Source organism: Methylobacterium sp. 1973 (assembly GCF_040545035.1).
Classification (GTDB): Bacteria; Pseudomonadota; Alphaproteobacteria; order Rhizobiales; family Beijerinckiaceae; genus Methylobacterium; species Methylobacterium fujisawaense.
On the sequence record NZ_JBEPLA010000009.1, the window covers coordinates 19,247 to 37,240 of the forward strand.

At 73.9% G+C, this 17,994-nt stretch carries 18 protein-coding genes; 5 read left to right on the forward strand and 13 right to left on the reverse strand.

Annotation, left to right across the window (positions count from 1 at the left end; translation table 11 throughout):
• Positions 1-30: 30 nt before the first annotated feature.
• Entirely contained in the window at positions 31-285 is a 255-nt protein-coding gene (locus ABIC70_RS18000) for a hypothetical protein (protein WP_354440421.1), read from the reverse strand.
• Positions 286-1,238: 953 nt separating this feature from the next.
• Here ABIC70_RS18000 and ABIC70_RS18005 point away from each other — a divergent pair.
• The 4 genes from ABIC70_RS18005 to ABIC70_RS18020 are packed head-to-tail and all read left to right on the forward strand — an operon-like array spanning position 1,239 to position 4,532.
• On the forward strand, positions 1,239-2,693 hold the full coding sequence (locus ABIC70_RS18005; protein WP_354440423.1) for an FAD-binding oxidoreductase: 1,455 nt from the start codon (positions 1,239-1,241) through the stop codon (positions 2,691-2,693).
• A gap of 18 nt (positions 2,694-2,711) precedes the next feature.
• Positions 2,712-3,125: a DUF4383 domain-containing protein gene (locus ABIC70_RS18010; protein ID WP_043356619.1), complete on the forward strand. Its 414-nt coding sequence runs from the start codon at positions 2,712-2,714 to the stop codon at positions 3,123-3,125.
• The gene (locus tag ABIC70_RS18015; protein ID WP_354440425.1) at positions 3,122-4,249 is read left to right on the forward strand and encodes a hypothetical protein; all 1,128 of its coding nucleotides are present in this window, start codon (positions 3,122-3,124) and stop codon (positions 4,247-4,249) included. The genes ABIC70_RS18010 and ABIC70_RS18015 overlap by 4 nt, the downstream gene beginning before the upstream one ends.
• On the forward strand, positions 4,233-4,532 hold the full coding sequence (locus tag ABIC70_RS18020) for a hypothetical protein (RefSeq protein WP_354440427.1): 300 nt from the start codon (positions 4,233-4,235) through the stop codon (positions 4,530-4,532). Before ABIC70_RS18015 ends, ABIC70_RS18020 begins: the two co-directional genes overlap by 17 nt.
• Before the next feature lie 9 nt (positions 4,533-4,541).
• Here ABIC70_RS18020 and ABIC70_RS18025 read toward each other — a convergent pair whose 3' ends face one another.
• The 12 genes from ABIC70_RS18025 to ABIC70_RS18080 all read right to left on the reverse strand — a co-directional run bounded on the left by ABIC70_RS18025 (position 4,542) and on the right by ABIC70_RS18080 (position 17,014).
• Entirely contained in the window at positions 4,542-4,886 is a 345-nt protein-coding gene (locus tag ABIC70_RS18025) for a hypothetical protein (protein ID WP_043389361.1), read from the reverse strand.
• Positions 4,883-5,701, reverse strand: coding sequence for a hypothetical protein (locus ABIC70_RS18030; protein WP_354440429.1), 819 nt, complete (start codon positions 5,699-5,701; stop codon positions 4,883-4,885). Before ABIC70_RS18030 ends, ABIC70_RS18025 begins: the two co-directional genes overlap by 4 nt.
• A 143-nt stretch (positions 5,702-5,844) precedes the next feature.
• Entirely contained in the window at positions 5,845-6,735 is an 891-nt protein-coding gene (locus ABIC70_RS18035; RefSeq protein ID WP_236961477.1) for a lysozyme inhibitor LprI family protein, read from the reverse strand.
• Between the two features lie 138 nt (positions 6,736-6,873).
• Positions 6,874-7,293, reverse strand: coding sequence for a hypothetical protein (locus ABIC70_RS18040; protein WP_052083589.1), 420 nt, complete (start codon positions 7,291-7,293; stop codon positions 6,874-6,876).
• Positions 7,294-7,414: 121 nt separating this feature from the next.
• A complete protein-coding gene (locus ABIC70_RS18045) occupies positions 7,415-8,215 on the reverse strand; it encodes a hypothetical protein (protein WP_043756601.1) in 801 nt (266 codons plus the stop codon).
• Between the two features lie 67 nt (positions 8,216-8,282).
• On the reverse strand, positions 8,283-9,062 hold the full coding sequence (locus tag ABIC70_RS18050) for a hypothetical protein (protein WP_182592923.1): 780 nt from the start codon (positions 9,060-9,062) through the stop codon (positions 8,283-8,285).
• 53 nt (positions 9,063-9,115) lie between these two features.
• On the reverse strand, positions 9,116-10,462 hold the full coding sequence (locus ABIC70_RS18055; protein ID WP_182592924.1) for a hypothetical protein: 1,347 nt from the start codon (positions 10,460-10,462) through the stop codon (positions 9,116-9,118).
• Between the two features lie 9 nt (positions 10,463-10,471).
• Positions 10,472-11,911 carry a peptidoglycan-binding protein gene (locus ABIC70_RS18060; protein WP_043355317.1) on the reverse strand — a complete coding sequence of 480 codons (1,440 nt, stop codon included), beginning with the start codon at positions 11,909-11,911 and terminating at the stop codon, positions 10,472-10,474.
• The gene (locus ABIC70_RS18065; protein ID WP_182592925.1) at positions 11,908-13,269 is read right to left on the reverse strand and encodes a hypothetical protein; all 1,362 of its coding nucleotides are present in this window, start codon (positions 13,267-13,269) and stop codon (positions 11,908-11,910) included. Before ABIC70_RS18065 ends, ABIC70_RS18060 begins: the two co-directional genes overlap by 4 nt.
• A 22-nt stretch (positions 13,270-13,291) precedes the next feature.
• Positions 13,292-15,247, reverse strand: a complete 1,956-nt coding sequence (locus ABIC70_RS18070) for an AAA family ATPase (protein ID WP_182592926.1) — start codon at positions 15,245-15,247, stop codon at positions 13,292-13,294.
• 69 nt (positions 15,248-15,316) lie between these two features.
• On the reverse strand, positions 15,317-16,417 hold the full coding sequence (locus ABIC70_RS18075; protein WP_043355315.1) for an AAA family ATPase: 1,101 nt from the start codon (positions 16,415-16,417) through the stop codon (positions 15,317-15,319).
• Between the two features lie 3 nt (positions 16,418-16,420).
• The gene (locus ABIC70_RS18080) at positions 16,421-17,014 is read right to left on the reverse strand and encodes a hypothetical protein (protein WP_043389344.1); all 594 of its coding nucleotides are present in this window, start codon (positions 17,012-17,014) and stop codon (positions 16,421-16,423) included.
• A gap of 274 nt (positions 17,015-17,288) precedes the next feature.
• Here ABIC70_RS18080 and ABIC70_RS18085 point away from each other — a divergent pair, with 274 nt between their 5' ends.
• A complete protein-coding gene (locus tag ABIC70_RS18085) occupies positions 17,289-17,921 on the forward strand; it encodes a LuxR C-terminal-related transcriptional regulator (RefSeq protein WP_043389341.1) in 633 nt (210 codons plus the stop codon).
• Positions 17,922-17,994: the final 73 nt, after the last annotated feature.

The following is a 17,994-nucleotide window of genomic DNA, read 5'->3' on the forward strand; positions in this document are numbered from 1 at the left end:
GAACGGGGCCCCTCGGGGGCCCCGACCAGCTCACATGCGGTGATGGCGGTGCATATGCCGCGTCATGTGCCCGCGATGATGGTGATGGCGCATCATGTGCCCGTGGCGGTGATGGCGCATCATCCGGTGGTGATGGTGGCCGTGCATCCGGTCCATGCGGACGGAGACCACGTCCGACGGGGCGTTCACGGCGCCGGGCAGGCCGGGCGCGGCCGAGGCCGAGGTCGCGGCGCCGGCCGCGCCGAAGGCGGCCAGGACGGCGACGACCAGCAGGGACTTCCTCATAGGCGTTCCTCTCAGGGTGTCGGCGCGCCGGTCATCGCCGGCGGCTCGGTGCCGGCCAGGGACTGGTCGGCAGGGAGGCAACAGCCAAGCTCACGACACCGTTCCGCACGGCGCGCGCGCCGCCTCGGGCATGCTTAAGAGGCCGAAGGGCTCACGGACGACGCGCCACCGCGCTCGGCAGCAACCCGCGAGACCCGCGCGCAAGCGAGCGCCCGAGTGGCGTCGCGTCGGATCCGCCTCCGGCAACGGATCTGCAGGCGCCGCTGGTCCCGCCGCGGCCGATATCCGCTCCAGCGCAGGGGATGAAGGCCGGCGAGTGGCCACGAGGCGGAAGGTCAGTGTCAAGCCGCGATGGACAATCGCGTGCCTTGAGACGGCTTCGGCCGCCGGGCGGCACGAAGAATCTCGGAAGTCCTGCGGGGGCGACGGCCGGTTATCTCCGCGCACGCAGAACACTCCGATCCCGGAGCCGGACATGCGCCGGATCCGGCCAGAATCACGCTCTCGGGACAGGCGGGCGTCACAGGGCCGATCGGGTGTCGCCACGGGCCCTGGCCGGACGGACGGGCGGCCGACCGACGATGCGGCACCCGTCTTACCCCGCGCGCCCCGCAGGGCTTCGTCCTCCCGTTGGACGGGGCGGACCTCATAAGGCGGCAGGCTCGCCGTCACGGGCGCCTGTGGGCAGGCCCGCGGGCAGCAGGTCACGCAAGACGGCATCCTAGCGGGCCTTGAGCAGGCGCAGGACCCGCGCAGGCGTGCGGTTAACCGCGCGGCCGGCCGCTGGAATGGGCGAACGAGCCGCCGCGTGCGAAGAGGGCCGGCCGGTTTGTCCGGCCGTATCGCGCTCCGTGCGCGATCTCACGCCGGCGGGCCCGGACCCGTCGCAGGGTAGGCCGGCGGGGCGAGCCGGTCGCCCCGCCGGAGCGAATCGAGGGCTGGGGGCGGCGGTCATGACCGGGATACGACCGAGCAGGCGCAGAATCCTCGCGGGCGGCGGCGCCCTGGCGGCCGCCGCGCTGCTGCCGCGGGCGGCCCGGGCCGCCCCGCGGATCATCCTGAACGATGCGAGCGGCCTCAACCCGACCCCGGTGGCCCGCCACGCCGTGCTCCCGACAGGGTCGACCGAGGCCCTGATCGAGGCCCTGCGCGCCGAGATCCGGGACGCCGCCGCCGCCGGGCGGCCGGTGGCGGTCGGCGTCGCCCGCCATTCCATGGGCGGCCAGAGCCTCGCCCGCGACGGGACGGCCGTGACCCTGGAGGGCGGCCCGATCGAGCCCGACACCGCCGCCGGCCTCTACCGGGTCGGGGCCGGCGCGCGCTGGTCGCAGGTCATCCGGCAGCTCGACCGGATCGGGTTCTCGCCCGCGGTGATGCAGTCGAACAGCGATTTCGGGGTCGGCTCGACCTTCAGCGTCAACGCCCATGGCTGGCCGGCCCCGCGCGGGCCCTTCGGCTCCACCGTCCGCGCCCTCCGCCTCGTCCTGGCCGATGGCAGCCTCGTCACCTGCTCCCGCACCGAGAACGCCGAGCTGTTCGGGCTGGCGATGGGCGGCTACGGCCTGTTCGGGATCGTGGTCGACCTCGTGGTCGAGATGGTGCCGAACCGCCTCCTGACGCCGACCTTCGCGGTGATGCCGGCCGCGGAGTTCGCGCCGGCCTTCGTGGCGGCGGTGGAGCGCGACCCGCGGCTGCGCATGGCCTACGGCCGCCTCTCGGTGGCGCAGGCCGGGTTCTTCGAGGAGGCGATCCTCGTCACCTACGCGGAGGCGGAGCACCCGCCGCAGGTCCTGCCCGCCGCGGCCGCGCAGGGGGCGTTCTCGGCGGTCTCGCGGGAGATCTACCGCGCCCAGGTCGGCAGCGAGTTCGGCAAGCGCGCCCGCTGGATCGCCGAGACCCGGCTCAACCCGACGCTCGACCCCGGCCTCGCCACCCGCAACAGCCTGATGAACGAGCCGGTGGCGAACCTCGCCTCGCGCGACCGCAACCGCACCGACATCCTGCACGAGTATTTCGTCCCGCCCGAGCGGTTCGACGCGTTCCGCGCCGCCTGCCGGGAGATCATCCCGGGCTCGGGCTGCGACTGCCTCAACGTGACCCTGCGCTACGTGGCGGCGGACCCGGACTCGACGCTGGCCTACGCGCCTTCTTCCCGCATCGGTGCTGTGATGTCGTTCTCGCAGGGGCTCACCCCCGGCGACGAGGCCGCGATGATGCGCATGACCGAGGCCCTGATCGAGCGCGTCGTGGCGCTCGGCGGGGCCTATTACCTGCCCTACCGCCTGCATGCCCGGCGCGACCAGATGGCCCGGGCCTATCCCAGGCTCGACGCCTTCGTGGCGGCCAAGCGCCGGTACGATCCCGGGCTGCTGTTCCGGAACGCCCTCTGGTCGACCTCCATGGCCTGACCGCGCAAGGATCCGCTCATGAGACCCACGCCCCCACAGGCGGCCGCCCTCGCCTTCGCGGCCATCCTGCTGTTCGCCGCCGCCACCGACTACATCCCGGCCTTCCGGGACGCGGAGGGCCGCGTCTTCGGCCTGTTCCGGCTCGACGTCTACAAGGACGCGCTCCACCTCGCCTCCGGCCTGTGGGCGCTCGCCGCCGCCCTGTGGTCGCGGCACGCCGCCGTGACCTTCCTGCGGGCCTTCGGGGCGATCTACCTCCTCGACGGCGTGGTCGGGGTGATCACCGGGTCGAGCTTCCTCGACCTGTCGCTGTTCCTGAAGGGCTTCCAGGACAGCCCGCTCCTCTCGAACGGCCCGCACCTGAGCCTCGGGCTCGCCGGCGTGGTGCTCGGCTGGTGGCCGTGGCGCGCCGCCGCGGCGGGCGCGGCGTGAGCCCCCGTCCCGCCCGTCGCCGCCGGCGGGCCGCCCGCTGGGCGGCCGCCGGCCTGGCCCTCCTCGCGCTCGCCTGCGCCCTGCCGGTCGCGGCGATCGAGGGGGGCTGCGCGGTCGCGCCCGATCCCACCCTGCAGGGGCGTGCGGGGGGCGGCTCGCGCTTCGGGATCGCCCCCGACGGCTACAAGCGCGCGGCCGGCGACAGCTACCTGACCTTCCCCGAATGGGACATCGTCCACGCCTACGCGGACCTCGCCGGGGTGACGCGATCCGCCTCGGAATCGGCCTTCGACTACTGGGCGGCGACCACCGGCTTCTGGACGAGCCTGTGCGGGGCGACCCGGGCGGCCGGGCGTACCGGCGACGTCACCGCGGGCCAGAAGGTCACCAACTACGTCATCGGCCTCAGCTTCACGGCCGAGATGCTGATCCAGGGCGCCTACGAGCGCACCGTCGGGGCGCTGACTGCGTGGTGGCGGGGGCCCGAGCCGACGGAGGAGGACCGGTTCAACGCCCGGCTGCTCGCGGATTACGCCGTGTTCCTGCGCCAGACCCCCTGGTACCGCTACCCGTTCGACGCGGAGCTGTCCCGGCTCTGGCGCGATGTCCCGTTCACGCCGTCCCTGCGGGCGGTCGAGCGGCGCGGCGCGCTCTCGCTGCAATACGGGGTGAAATGGGCCTACGCGCGGGGGATCGCGTGGCTCGCCGGGATGGACCCGGCCGGCCTGACGATCCGCAGCGTCGTGGCGGGGCTCGACGCCGCCGACGCGGCCGCCGACCCGCGCATCACCCGCCTCGGCCCCGTCCCGGCCGGCGATGGCGGACCGGCCGCCCTGATCGAGACGCCGCGCTACCGGGCCTTCACGGAGATCCTGCGGGGCCTGGGGGCGCGCGGCCGGACCGTGCTGGAGATCGCCGGCAACGACCGCATCCTCACCACCGTCCTCCTGCCGCCGGGCCGGACGGTCGCCCTCGCCGGGGCCGAGCCGCTGTTCGCGATGCCGATCCAGTCCGAGCCGGGCTGGCAGCGCGTCGGCTACGACACCGCGGTGGAGCAGCTCGTCGAACAGATCCGCGCCGTCGAGGCCGCGGGGGGCCGGTTCGAGCATGCCTACGACTACTGATCGGCGCCCCCGGCGCGGCCTGCCGGTCGCCCCGGCGGCGGCGGCGCTCGCCGGGTGGCTCGGCGTGACCGCGCTGACCGCCCTCGCGGTCCAGCCGGAGACCGTGGTGGCGCTCGGGAACCCCGCCGCCCTGGCGGCCGCCGACGACGGGGCCCTGGTCTCGGCCGGCCGCGCGTATCTGGTGATCCGGCCCGCCGCGCCGGGCGCGGTCCGGCGCCTCTACGCGGGGGGCGCCTGGCTGGTCCTGCCGGCCCCCGGGACCGGCTGCCTCGGCGCGCGCTGAGGGCGGTGCTCAGTAGGGATCGGACCGCTCGAGGATCTCCTGCCCCATCAGCACGCAGCTCCCGGGCATCGGCGCGTAGATCAGCCGGATCCGATAATCGCCCTTGTCGATGCTGCCCTCCGCCTCGATCACCTGGAAGCGCCGCGTCCCGACCAGGGACGCGACGGTGCCGACGGACCGAACGGAAGCGGGATCGACCGTGGCCCGCGCGTCGCCGTCGCTGTGGAAGCGCAGCAGCTTGAGGGCCTGCCGCTCGGCCTCGGCCGCGCAGGGCGGCGCGGGCGCCGCGACCGCGGCGGTCGCGGCCGGGCCCGTCGCCGCGATCAGCGCCAGCGCCCGCAGGATCCGTCTCATCGGCACGTGACTCCGTATTCGTGGACCTCGGGCAGGTCCCCGTCGCCCGTCGTGGTCACCGAGAGCGTGCCGGCGGCCCCCGCATACCGGAAGCTGCAATAGGCGAGGCCCGTCCCGGAACAGCCGTCGACCTCGATCACGCCGCGCCGGGCGAGGTCCCGCTCCCGCGCATCGTCGCTCGGCGGACCCTTCACCGGCGTCCAGCCCGCGGCGATCAGCGCCGCCCGGGCCGTGTCGATCGGCTGGCCGCGGATGGCGGGGACCGCTCCGCGGCCGCCGCAGACGGATTCGACCGCGGGAAGCGGCTCCAGGGACAGGGTCCCGTCCGGGCGCAGGGTCAGGTCGCCCACCGGAGAGGGCGGCAGGTCGCCGTCCCAGAGGCGCACGCCGCCGGCGCGCGCCGCGATCCGGCCGACCGCGCCGGTCCGGCCGGCGCCGTACACGAGGGCGACGAGGCGCGGTCCCTCGAAGAGGCCGACATTGCCGTCCGCGATGAAGCAGGTGCCGCTCGTCCCCTGCTGCAGGTCGCTGGCGAAGCTGACGGCCCGGTAGCGGCCCAGCGCCGCTTCGCCGGTGACGAACCAGTCCCGGGCGGCCACAGCCCGCGCCGCCTCCGATTGTGCCGGGACGACCTCGCCCGGGCAGCCGGCCTGGCGCCCCGCCCCGCCCGGGGCCCGCGGCAGCGCGGCGAGGGGCACGAAGCGCAGGTTCTTCACGGCGGAGGCGACCCGCGGCGCCGGCGGCCCGTCCTGCGCCCCGGCCGGCTCGGCGAGGGGCAGGCCGAGCATCAGACCGTGCATCAGGCCGAGGGCCAAGGCGGGTGCCCGGCCGGCTCGGCCGATGCGCGGGCGCCGAGGAGCCTCCCCGGCTGCGCCACGGCCTGCGCGCAGCCGAAGGCCGACGTCACCCGGATGGCGGCTGCGGGCCGGGTCCGGCAAGGGGGCGTCCGGTCTCATCGTCACTTCCCGTTCGGGTCGCCCGCGCGCGCCGGCGGGCGCGACCCCGGTTCCGTCCCGGCCGCCGGAACCGGGTCGGGCGGCGGATAGGCGGGGTCTGTCAGGCAGGTCGAGAGCCAGGTCTCGGCCTCGGCGTCCGAGGCCAGCTCGACATCGAGGACGGCCCGAGGGCCTGCGGGCGCCGTCGTCGCGCTGGCAGTCGCGGCCGCCGGGGCGGCAGGCCGCGTCCAGCGGCCGGCGGGGTTTTCGGGACCCGGGCATTCCGCGTCGTCGCCCCCGCCGATCGTGCAGGTCGCGACCGTTCGCACGGCGCCGTCGACGACCCGCCCGACCGTGCGCGTCTCGGTGGTGTGCCCGCTCGCCCAGTCGTCGGACAGCGTGCAGACCCGGTCGCCGTTCTGGAAGCGCCGGCTGCCGAAGCAGCCGTAGACCCGGTCCTGCCCGACGGGCAGGAAATAGCAGGCCGTGTCGAACCCCGCGAAGGGGCCGCCGGTGAACCGTGCCGCGAAGGCCCGCTGGCGCAGCGCCGCCGCGATCCAGTGCGGCCGGGCCGGATCGCTCTTCGCGCGGCCGGACAGGTCCTCGGTCCGGGCCCGGATCGCCCCCAGCACGATGGTGCGCGCGTCGGCCGCGTCCAGGTCGCCGAGCCACGTGTCCCGGGCCGCCACCCAGCGCTTCTGGCTGGCGATCAGCATCGCCCGGATCTCGGCGTCGTCCGTGCCGTGCAGGAGGCCGGCATAGGCCGAACCCAGGGCGGCATCGGCTTTCCGGAGCGCCGCGTCGGCGCAGATCATGCGCTCGAGCGGGCTGGCCGCCCTGCGGCAGTCGATCGCCCGGGCCGCAGACGGCGCCAGGAGGGATGCGGCGACGGCCGCCACCAGGAGCCGCGTCACGGCCGGCCTCGCACTGAACGGGGCATCTGAACCTCGCATCCGGACCGCGCGCCCGGGCAGCGCCGCGGAGCCACGCCGCTCCCCCGTGACAGGCCGCGGGGTGCGGGCGGACGCCCGCAGCCGCGCGCCATCCGGGCCCTACTGCGCCGCGGCATCGACGACGCGGCACAGGTTCTGGTCGACGTCCTGACCGATCTGACCGGCCTGCACCATGAAGAGGGCGTCGACCCGGCTGCCCGTCCCGGCCTTGCGCACGACGACCCGCAGCGTCTGCGGTCGCCCCGAGCCGGATGTCTCCTGCTGGGCCGTCAGGGTCCCGAGCTGCTTCTCGACGTGCACGCCCACGAAGCCTTCGGCCAGGACCGCCCGCGTCACCCGGTCGAACGCGGCCTTGGGGCTGACCGAGGGGAAGATCATCCACGTCTTGTAGGTGATGGCCTGAAGCATCGGCGTCCCCTCGCTCCGGTAATGGTCGCGGCATGTCTCCGCCGCGGCCGCCGGGAGCGCGAGTGTGGACAGGATTGCCGCGTGGACGAACGCGGTTTGCATCGATCCCATGGGGCGCCTCTCACTTCGTTCTGGCGTGGACTTGGCGGACCTGCGCGGCCGGGTCCCGGTCGGGCGTCGATCCGTACGGGTGCGGGAGGCCGGTCCGCGCCGGCCGGCCCCCCGCAGGGTCTCAGAGCTGCGGCGCGGCCGGTGGCCGGGGGCGCGGCGGCGGCGCCATCTCGCGCGGTGCCGGGGGCTCGGTCCGCGGCACCGCGCCGGACGCGGCCGCCTCCGCCTTCGGAGGCTCAGCGACCGGCGCCGGCCGCGGGGCCGCGACCGAGCCGCGGACCGTGTCGCGCAGGAAATCGCCGGTGCTGGTGCCGGCCTCCCGGGACGCCGGAGCCGGCGCCGCCCGGGCCACCGGTGCGGCCTGGCCGCTGCCGCCGTCGCGCGGCACCGGCACCTGCGACACCGCCGGGGCCCGGCGGGGCTCGCCCGGCGGCACGGTGATCCGGAACGTGTACGGCACCGTGGACCCGTCCCCGAAGGTGACGGCGACCGACAGGGTGTCGAGGCCGGAGAAGTCGGTGCGTGCCGTGTAGTAGAGCGACATCGCATCCTTCTTGGCGTCCTCGCAGCCGTCCGGCTGCCGGATCTGCGCCCCGGTCTCGTCGACCTTGCCGCTGAGGATCCGGAATTCCCGCCGCTGCTCGATGCGCCCGCCGCGCGGCGGCCTGACGAGTTCGATCGTGGCCGCGCGCGAGCGGCACCCCTGCGTGGCGAAGTAGTAGGTGAAGCCCTGGAGGAAGATCCGCTGGCCGGGGCGCGCGGTCTTGTTCTCCACCTCCGCCCGGGCCGGCAGGGCGAGGCAGAGCGGCAGGCAGAGCGCTGAGCCGAGTGCCGACCCGAGGGCCAGGACGCCGGCGCCGGTGCGCCGCCGCGGTCGGGTCGGTGCTGCGGATCGGGGAGCGTTCGGAAGGTGCTGATGCACGGGCCTCGTCCTCGGCTTGGCGATGGGGGGCGCGGCCTCCGCCGCAGGGCTGACCGTCCGCGGCGCGTCAGAGCTGCGGCGCGGCGGGCGGGCGCGGCGGTGCCAGCTGCTGTGGCGGCAGCGCGGGCGGTGCGGGCGTGCCGGATACGGGCGCCGCGGCCTCTGCAGCCTTCGGGGGCGGCGAAGCCGGTGCCGGCCGGCCGGCCGGGACCGCGCCGCGGACCGCGTCGCGCAGGAAGTCGCCGGTGCTGGCCTCCTGAGGCGCCGGAGCCGGAGCCGCTCGCTCGGCCGGAGCGGCGCGCGCCGTCGGGGCCGGCCGCGAGAGGCCCGCGTCGCGGGGGGCGGGTGCCTGGGACACCGCCGGCGCCCGCCGGCCTTCGCCCTCGGGCACCGTGATCCTGTAGGTGTAGGTCGCCTCCTCGCCGGTGACGAAGGTGACGATCACCGACACCGTGTCCAGGCCGGAGAAATCGGGCCGGGCCGTGTAGTAGAGCGCCCGCGCGTCCCGCTCGACATCCTGGCAGCCGTCCCGCGACGGGGTGCCGTCGGTGTTCCGGCCGAGGACCAGGAATTCGCGCCGCTGCTCGATGCGTCCGCCGCGGGGCGGCGTGACCAGTTCGACCGCGGCCGCCGGAACCGACGGGCAGCCCGGCCGGGTCTCGTGGGTGGCGTAGCCGTCGAGGCGGATCCGCTGTCCGGGGCGCGCGGTCACGCTCGTGGATCCGGCGAGCGCCGGCCCCGCGAGGCAGAGCCCGAGGAGGCCGAGGAGGCCGAAGAGGAAGCCGAAGCCGGGCCGCCCAGGCCGCACGACCCCGGCCGCTCTCGACTTCGGGACGCTGTGTGCCATGGGACTCCTCCTCGGCCTGCGGGACGGGCGGTCGTGGACCGCGGGCGGGACGCTCACTTCGGGTCGGAGCGCTCCAGGACCGGCTTGCCGCCATCGGTGCGGAACCGGACCGCGTAGGTGCTGTTCGTCGACTGGGCGTTGCACGTGATGACCACCGGGCCGCCCATCGGGTTGGGCAACTCGCAGGTGCCCTTCACCTTGATGGTGGACTGGTCGCGCTCGGCGTACATCAGCTCGTCGATGGGCTGGCGCAGGGTGCCGCCTGCGACGAGGCCCTTCGCCGAGGCCAGGAACGCCATGGCCTTGCCGTCGGTGGTGCCGAAGATGAACCCGGCCTTCGGGCTCCCGACGACGGAGGTGTTCACCGCACCTGAGGCGCAGAGGGCGGTGAGATCCTCCCCGTCCATCACCAGGGATTCGCAGCGGCCCTTGAAGGACAGCTTCAGGAACGTGCCCGGCGGCGGGTCCCGCGCCTCCGCGGTGTCGCGGGGCGCGGGCGGTGGAGACGGTGACTGCGACGGCGGCGGCGGCGTGTCGGGCGGGGCCGGAGCCCGCGCTTCGGCGGGCCGATCGCGGGAAGGCGCGGTCCCGCCGTCCCGCCGGTCCCAGCCGCCGCGAGGCTGGCCGGGCTGCCAGACGCAGAGACGGACGCCGTCATTGTCCCAGCAGGGGCCGCTCGGGGACAGGGCGCCGAGGGATTCGGCGGCGCGCAGGCCACCGGACGACCCGTTCCAGAAGGCGGTGGCTTTCAGCGGGTTCTGCGGGTCGCGGACGAGCTGCGCCACGACGTCGAGCTTGCTCCCGGAATAGGAGCGGATCTCGAAGCCGCGGGCACCGGTCTGCCCGGTCTCCGCCCGGAACTGGCAGGCTCCGTCGAGGCGGACATCGCCGGCGACCTCGAGGTAGCAATCGGCGGCCCGCGGCGCGCCGGCCTCAGGCGCCGCCGCGGGAGCCCCGCCGAAGCCGGGGCGGCCCTCGCCGACCTTCCAGGCGCAGACCCGGCTCCGGGACCCGGTCCAGCAGGCGCCCTCCGACGTGACGCCGTCGGAGGGGCCGTCCTCGGGCTTGCCGCCGGGCTCCCGGTTCCAGGTGGCCGTGCCCCGGCCCGGCGCCGTCACCGACACGACCACGCCGTCGCGCAGGTAGCCGTTGTCGTAGGTGGCGAGACGGAACCCGCCCACGCCGTAGCTGCGCGCATCGGTCAGGAACTCGCAGACCCCGTCGATGACGGTCCTGCCGTCGGCCGCGAAGAAGCAATCGGCCTTGCGGACCTTGATCTGCGCCTGCGCGGCGGCGGGCAGGAGGAGGCCGGCCGACAGGGCGGCGGCGAAGAGGGCGAGGCGGCGCCCGGCCCGAGGGGCCGGGAACCGCGCAGGATTCGAACGGCGGCGGGGGGCCATGGCCGTCTCCTATGGATTGCCGAGGAGGCGGCGGGCCGCCTGGATGGTGCGGTCGTTGCGCTGGTCGACGACGCGGCCCTGGTAGAGATTCCGGTCGGCGAGGCGTTGCTGGAGCGCGGCCCAGAAGCCGACGCCCCATTTGTCCTGCTCGAGGTTCTGCAGGATCTCGGTGGACTTGAGTTCGAGGGCGCGGATCGTCATGTCGGCCGCCTTGCCGGGATCCCGCTGCAGGCCGGCGCCGCCGATATCGAACAGGAACGCCGCCGAGGCCGCCGCGGGGGCGAAGGAGGCCTCGCCCGCGAGGCGCTCCAGATACCGCCGCGCCAAGAGGCCGTCGGGGGCGGTGATCCGCTGCTCCGTGTTCGCCGGCGACAGGAGCAGCGCGTAGAGATACTGCGCCACCGAGACCCCGCTCTCCGCCAGGCTCCTGAGCTTCGCCTCGTCGGCGGCGTTGGTGGTCGCGCTCTTGAACAGCGCCATCAACGCCTCGACGCTCGGCGCGGAGGCGGGGGGTGTCGCGGGCGGCGGCGTGCCCGGCTTTCCGGGGCCGGAATTGCCCGCCCCGGAATTGCCAGCCCCGGAATTGCCCGCCCCTGGATTGCCGGTCCCCGGATTGGTCTGCGGGCCGGCGGCCCTGCCGGCCAGCGCCTGCACGGCCGCGCGCGTCTGCGGCGTCGCCGACCCGTCGGCGGGGCCCGTGTAGAAGCCGCGCTTCGCGAGATTGCGCTGGATCGCCGCCACGAGGTCGGGGGGCTGGCGGCCGAGCTCGTCCGTGAAGGTGGTGACCGCCAGCGGCAGCTTGGCCGCCACCGTGTCCATGTAGAGATCGGCGGCCTTCTGCGGATCGCGCGGGACGCCGCTCTCGGCATCGGTGTAGCAGCCGGCGATCCAGTAGAGCGTCGACCAGGAATCGAGATAGGCGTTCCGGGCGGCGACCGGGTTCGCGTGGAAGGCCAGCCCGTAGCGGCAGCCCCGCTTGAGATCGTATTGGCCGCGGCCTCTGTTGAGCAGGAGTTCGGTCATGCCGCGCTGGGCCCCGGGGAAGCCGAGGTCGGCGGGCTTCTGGTAGTAGGTCAGGGCCTTGGCGGCGTCGGGCTTGACGGGATTCTTGACGTAGAGCGCGGCCCATTCGGGATTGTAGAGGGCGCCCATGAACGAGCGGGCGCTGACGTCGCCGGCCTCGGCACCCGCCTTGAGCTTCTCGAAGGCGGCCCTGTCGCCGTCCTTGCCGGCCTTGTCGAGCAGGTCGAGATAGAGCTTCTCGTTCTCCTTGCTGTCGGCAGGCTTGCCCCACTCGCCCGCGGGCTTCAGCAGCGCGAGGGCGAGGCCGGCCAGGAGCGCGACCGCGGCCTGGGGCAGGACCAGCCAGGCGAGGCGGTAGCGCGCATCCGCGTACCAGAGCGTCGCGTGCGCCCGGAGCCGGTCGGTCCCGATCAAGACGCCGCTCATGACTTGGCTTTCATGTAGGCGCGCAGGGCCGTGATGACCGCCGGATTGCGCGTGTTCTCGACCGGGAGCGTGTAGAAGCCGCGGGTGGTCAGTTCGGCCTGGAGGGCGCCCCAGAACCCGTCGCTCCAGTGCCCCGCCTCGGGGAACAGCAGCCAGAAGGTGATCTGGTCGTCCTTGAGGTCGATGCCCCGCAGGGCGAGGGCCGCGGCCTTCCGGGGATCCTTGGCGACGTTGCCGTAGCCGGAATCGTGGAGCACCGCGGCCTCGCCCGCCGCCATGCCGTTCCCGGCGGCCGCGGCGCGCTCGTAGGCGGCCACGGCGACCTGCGCGTCCGGCGCGAAGACGTCGCCCTTGTTCATCACCGGGTTGAACAGGCGCGCATAGGCGGTGAGCGCGTCCGCGTCCCCGGCATCGGCCCGGCCCTTGAGCTCGGCCAGCTTCCGCCGGTCGCCGGCCCGGGCGGCGGTCGCGAGGGCGATCACCTCCGGATCCGGGCCCTTGGGCGCCATCCGCCGCGGCTCGGGCCGCGGGGTCGCGACCGTGTTGGTGATCCCCGCCTCCACCTGGAGGGCCGTGATGATCCCGGGATTGGGCCGCCCGTCCACGGGGCCGATATAGCGACGCTGCTCGGCCAGATGCCGCTGGAGGCCCGACACCAGGGCGGGGTTCTGCTGGCCGAGATTGTTGATGAAGGCGTCCATCGTCGGCCGGTGCTTGCGCCACAGCACCGCGGTCACCAGCCCCCCGGCCCGGACCGGGTCCTGCGGCAGGCCGCTCTCGGGCTCGACGTAGCAGGTGGCGAGCTTGACGGTGAGCCGCTCCTCGCCGGTGATCGTGCGCTCGAGCGTCTCGGGATCGTCGAACCAGGTCTGGGCGAGGCGGCAGCCGCGCCGGAGGTCGCGGTTGGGGTTGGCCGGATCGAGCAGCACGTCCGCGAGGCGCGCGACCGCCAGGAGGTCGCCGATCGCGGCGCCCGGTCCGTAGAGGGCGGCCGCCCGGGCGAAATCGTTCGGCGCGGGCTTGCTGGGGAAGTAGGCGGCGGTCAGCGGGTCGTAGAGCGTCCCGAGCTTGGTCGCGGCGTCGATCTGGCCCCGGGTGGCCGCGGCGGTCAGCGCGTCGAACGCCGTGCGGTCGCCGTCCTTGCCGGCCCGGTCGCGCAGGGCGCTCAGCTCGGCGATCCGCGCCTTCGAGGCGGTGGCCGGCTGACCCCAGACGCCCTGCGCGGCCAGCGCCATGCACAGGCCCGCCACCGCGCAGGTCACGGCCTGCGGCAGGGCGAGCCAGGCCAGGCGGTAGCGGCGATCGTCGTACCAGAGGGTCGCGTGCGCGCGCAGCCAGTCCTCGCGTGCGATGCTCATGGCCGCGACGGCTCCCGGGCCGTCACGACAATGCGGCGGGGCGCGGGGCGCCGCCGCCGAGCGCCCGCTCGAAATCCACGAGCTCGAACTGGCCGTAATCGCCCAGGGGATCGCTGGCGAGCCGCATCGCCTGGGCCTCGCGCAGGCGCTCCAGGAGGGTGCGCATCGCGCGGGCATTCGCCCAGTCGTGCCGCTGCGCGCGCTGCTCGACCCACGGGATCAGCAGGGTCTCGAAGCGCGGCGGCAGCCGGAAGGATTGCCGCGACGCCATCAGGCGCAGGATCTCGACGAGGTCGTAAGGATCGTAGGCCGGGAATTCGACGGTCTTGGTGAAGCGGCCGGCGAGGCCGGGATTCGTGTCGATGAACCGGGCCATGTCGTCGGTGTAGCCGGCGACGATCACGATGATCCGGTCGCGGTTGTCCTCCATGAACTTGAGGAGGGTGTCGATCGCCTCCTTGCCGAAGTCGCCCCCGCCCCCGCCGCCCTCGGCCAGGGTGTAGGCCTCGTCGATGAACAGGATGCCGTCGAGGGCCTCGCGGCAGCGCTCCAGGGTCTTGGCCGCGGTCTGGCCGACATAGCCCGCCACCAGCCCGGCCCGGTCGACCTCGACCACGTGCCCCTTCCGCAGGACGCCGAGCGCCCGGAAGATGTCGCCCATGATGCGCGCCACCTCGGTCTTGCCGACGCCGGGCGGGCCGGTGAACACCATGTGCTGGCTCACCGCGCCGACCTCGATGCCCTCGGCGCGGCGCCGGGCATCGACCAGCACCCGCGCCGCCACGGTCTTCACCTGCTCCTTGACCGGCGCGAGCCCGATCATCGCGTCGAGGCGGGCCATGACCTTCCGGGCGGCGTCCATGTCGACCGCGCCGCCGGCCTGGCGGCCGAGGGCCGCGGCGATGTCGGCGGGTTCGAGCCGGTTGATGTCGCCGCCGGGGCTGGCGGCGAGGCGCAGCGCCTGCGCCTGGCGGGCCTTCTCCAGCACCGTCCGCATCTCGCGGGCATTGGCCCAGTCCTCGGCCTTGGACCGGGCGCCGACATAGGCCGCGAGGTCCTTCTCGAACCCCTCCGGCATGACGAAGCCCTGGCCGGCCGCCATGCGCTTCAGGATCTCGGCGAGTTCCGGCGGGCTGTAGGGCGGGAACTCGACGGTCTTGGTGAAGCGGCTGGCGAGCCCCGGATTCGTGTCGATGAACCGGCGCATGTCGTTGGTGTAGCCGGCGACGATCACGATGATCCGGTCGCGGTTGTCCTCCATGAACTTGAGGAGGGTGTCGATCGCCTCCTTGCCGAAGTCGCCCCCGCCCCCGCCGGCGGCGGCCAGGGTGTAGGCCTCGTCGATGAACAGGATGCCGTCGAGGGCCTCGCGGCAGCGCTCCAGGGTCTTGATCGCGGTCTGGCCGGCATAGCCCGCCACCAGCCCGGCCCGGTCGACCTCCACGACGTGGCCCTTGCGCAGCACCTTCAGCGCCTTGAAGACGTTGCCGAGGATCCGGGCGACCTCGGTCTTGCCGACGCCGGGGGGCCCGGTGAACACCATGTGCTGGCTCATGGCCGCCACCGGCAGGTTCTGGGCGCGGCGCTGCTGCTCCACCTGCATCCGGGCGATGACGCCCTTCACCTCCAGCTTCACGGGGTCGAGGCCGACCATGCCGTCGAGGGTCGCGAGCGCGGTGGCCAGGAGGTCCTTCTTCTCCGCGCCCGCGCCGTCGTCCACGAAGCGGATCGGGCGGATCCTGCGGCTCGCCCGGGCCTGGTCCAGGGCGCGCCGCGTCGCCTCGATCCGCGCCGGGATGTAGCTCGCCGCCAGGAGGCCCCCGACGAGGCCGCCGAGGATCAGGCCGTTGCGCAGCAGGGCCGCGGGCGTCGCGGCGAGCGGTCCGAGCAGGTCCGGCCGCAGGGCGACCAGCAGGCCGGTGGCACCCAGCACGATGACCGCGAAGAGCGCGACCGGATGCTTGTCGAGGCGTTCCATGGACGTGACAAACCTTGGTGCTGGCCGTGGTGCTGAACGGGCGCGGGGCGTCCCGCGATCGTCTCGCCGTCAGGCGTCCTCGCCGGTGGCGCGGAGCAGATCGACGATCTCCAGGCGGCGCAGGTCGCCGCCCTGCAGGGCGACCCGGGCGGCCTGGGCCTCGCGGGCCTTCTCCAGGAGGGTCCGCATCTCGCGGGCGTTCGACCAGTCCTCGGCGCGGGACCGCTGCGCGAGCCAGGGGGTGAGCGCCGCCTCGAACCCCTCGGGGAGCGCGAATTGCTGCCGGGCCGCCATGCGCTTCAGGATCTCGCAGAGATCCTTCGGGCTGTAGGGCGGGAATTCGACGGTCTTGGTGAAGCGGCCGGCCAGTCCCGGATTGGTGTCGATGAACCGGCGCATGTCGTTGGTGTAGCCGGCGACGATCACGATGATCCGGTCGCGGTTGTCCTCCATGAACTTGAGGAGGGTGTCGATCGCCTCCTTGCCGAAGTCGCCCCCGCCGCCGCCGCCGGCGGCCAGGGTGTAGGCCTCGTCGATGAACAGGATGCCGTCGAGGGCCTCGTGGCACTTCTCCAGGGTCTTGGCTGCGGTCTGGCCGACATAGCCCGCCACCAGGGCCGCGCGGTCGACCTCCACGAGATGCCCGCGGCGCAGCACCTCGAGGGACCGGTAGATCTCGCCGATCGCCCGGGCGACCTCGGTCTTGCCGACGCCGGGAGGCCCGGTGAACACCATGTGCTGGCTGATCGCCGCCACCGGCAGGCCCTCGGCGCGCCGCCGCTGCTCCAGTTCCAGCCGCGCGATCAGGGCGTTGACCTCGCGCTTGACCGGCGCGAGCCCGACCATGTTCTCCAGATTCGCGATCACGGCCTCGGGAGACCGGGCCTCCACGACCCGGCGCGGCGCCACGATCAGGCGCGGCAGGGCGAGCAGGCCCCCGGCCGGCTGCCCGAGGCCGGCCTCCGCCTTGCGGGCGGCCGTCGCGGTCGCGGCGAGGCCCAGCGCCGCCAGCAGGGCGACGGCGATCCCGATCGCCGCCCTCCACCGCAGCTCCGCTCCGGCGGCGTTCCACCAGGCGACCGGGCCGTAATCGGTGCTCAGCAGGAGCGGCGTGAGGACCGCGACCACGAGGCCGGAGACGACGAAGGGGAGGATGGCGGATTTCGACATCCGTCAGCCTCCGCAGGGCTTGCTGGTGTTCCAGATCACGGGGATCCGCTTGACGCCCGCGGTGGTATCGACCGTCAAACCCGGGGTGAGCTCGACGAACACGTCCTTGGCGGCGCCCTCGATGACGATCTCGCCCTTGCCGGCCTCGTAGGGGGCCGGGAACGGGACCGCGATGTTGATCGGCCCGTCGGTGATGTTGAAGGCCGGCGACAGGTAGTTCCCGGCGCGGATGCGCACCACGCCGCCGGCATCGGCCTTCGTCTTCGACAGGCGCATCAGGCCCAGGGGCGCCCGGCAGGCCTTGGCTTCGGCGACGATCTTGTCCTTCTCGTCGGCGGGCAGGGTTTCGGCGGCCTTGTCGATCTGGCCCGTCTTGACGAGGTTCAGGGCCGGCCGCTCGGCCGTCCCGGCGGTCTCGCCGCCGCCCGAGAGCAGCACGCCCGCGACGGCGCCCGCTGCCACCAGCCCGCCCACGATCGCGATGAGGCTCGGCGACAGGGCCGGCTTGGCGGAGGCCGCCGGGCTCGGGGCCGCGTGGGGACCGGACAGCCTGTCCTGAGCCTGCCGCTCAGCATTCTGGCGCTCGACTTCCGACATCCAGCAGGCCCCCGAACATGGAACGACGTAATTCGTGCGCCGCATCGGCACGCACGACAGGACAAACAGCCTTGATGTTTTTGGAAAGATTCAAAAGAACCGGCGGCCGATGCCTGTCATCATGACGGGCTGACTTCTAGGCATGCGGAAAAAACCGGTCTACTAGTGTATCTGACCTATCGTCGCACCCTTGACAGGGCCTGGATTTCATCCGGCATGGCCCTGTGCTGGGGACGTCGTGGGGAAAGATTCCGATGCTGCGATCGGGAGTGGAATGAACGGCTCCGCGCGCGAGACCCTCATCGTCGCCGACGATCATCCGCTGTTCCGCGAGGGCATGCGGCGCATCACCGAACGGCTCTATCCCCAGGCCCTCGTCCGGGAGGCCGCCACGATGGAGCAGGTCCTGGCAATGGCCCGCACCGGGCCGCCGCCCCGGGCGTTCTTCCTCGACCTTCTGTTCCCCGGCCTCGATCCCCGGCACTCCATCGGAGCGCTGCGCGTCGAGTTCGAGCGGGCCTCGATCGTCGTCGTGTCGATGACCGACGACGAGGGCCTGATCCGGACCGTCATGGCCGAGGGCGCCGACGGCTTCATCGGCAAGGCGTTGCCGGCAGCGGAGATCGCCCAGGCGATCGCGGCGATTCGCGACGGGGAGTTCGTGATCCGGCGAAGCCCCGTCTCGGGCCTCGCCCTACCGCGCGGACCGCTCCCGCCCCTGACGCAGCGCCAGCGCGACGTGCTGCGCCTCGTCGCCCGGGGGCACACCAACAAGGAGATCGCCCGGGAACTGGACATCTCGCCCTTCACCGTCCGCATCCACGTCTCGGCGCTCCTGCGGGCCCTCGACGTCACCTCCCGTTCCGCGGCGGCCGCGAAAGCCGCGACGGCCGGTGTCGGTGAATGAGGGGGGCGGGGCGGCGGCTGCGGAGCGTCCGATCGTACACCTGTCCGAATGTCGCCGTCGCGGACCCCGTGGC

Bases quoted from the DNA above. Each gene is read 5' to 3' on its own strand.
- ABIC70_RS18000 (WP_354440421.1), bottom strand. From the start codon at position 285: ATGAGGAAGTCCCTGCTGGTCGTCGCCGTCCTGGCCGCCTTCGGCGCG.
- ABIC70_RS18005 (WP_354440423.1), top strand. From the start codon at position 1,239: ATGACCGGGATACGACCGAGCAGGCGCAGAATCCTCGCGGGCGGCGGC.
- ABIC70_RS18010 (WP_043356619.1), top strand. From the start codon at position 2,712: ATGAGACCCACGCCCCCACAGGCGGCCGCCCTCGCCTTCGCGGCCATC.
- ABIC70_RS18020 (WP_354440427.1), top strand. From the start codon at position 4,233: ATGCCTACGACTACTGATCGGCGCCCCCGGCGCGGCCTGCCGGTCGCC.
- ABIC70_RS18025 (WP_043389361.1), bottom strand. From the start codon at position 4,886: ATGAGACGGATCCTGCGGGCGCTGGCGCTGATCGCGGCGACGGGCCCG.
- ABIC70_RS18040 (WP_052083589.1), bottom strand. From the start codon at position 7,293: ATGGGATCGATGCAAACCGCGTTCGTCCACGCGGCAATCCTGTCCACA.
- ABIC70_RS18050 (WP_182592923.1), bottom strand. From the start codon at position 9,062: ATGGCACACAGCGTCCCGAAGTCGAGAGCGGCCGGGGTCGTGCGGCCT.
- ABIC70_RS18055 (WP_182592924.1), bottom strand. From the start codon at position 10,462: ATGGCCCCCCGCCGCCGTTCGAATCCTGCGCGGTTCCCGGCCCCTCGG.
- ABIC70_RS18060 (WP_043355317.1), bottom strand. From the start codon at position 11,911: ATGAGCGGCGTCTTGATCGGGACCGACCGGCTCCGGGCGCACGCGACG.
- ABIC70_RS18065 (WP_182592925.1), bottom strand. From the start codon at position 13,269: ATGAGCATCGCACGCGAGGACTGGCTGCGCGCGCACGCGACCCTCTGG.
- ABIC70_RS18070 (WP_182592926.1), bottom strand. From the start codon at position 15,247: ATGGAACGCCTCGACAAGCATCCGGTCGCGCTCTTCGCGGTCATCGTG.
- ABIC70_RS18075 (WP_043355315.1), bottom strand. From the start codon at position 16,417: ATGTCGAAATCCGCCATCCTCCCCTTCGTCGTCTCCGGCCTCGTGGTC.
- ABIC70_RS18080 (WP_043389344.1), bottom strand. From the start codon at position 17,014: ATGTCGGAAGTCGAGCGCCAGAATGCTGAGCGGCAGGCTCAGGACAGG.
- ABIC70_RS18085 (WP_043389341.1), top strand. From the start codon at position 17,289: ATGAACGGCTCCGCGCGCGAGACCCTCATCGTCGCCGACGATCATCCG.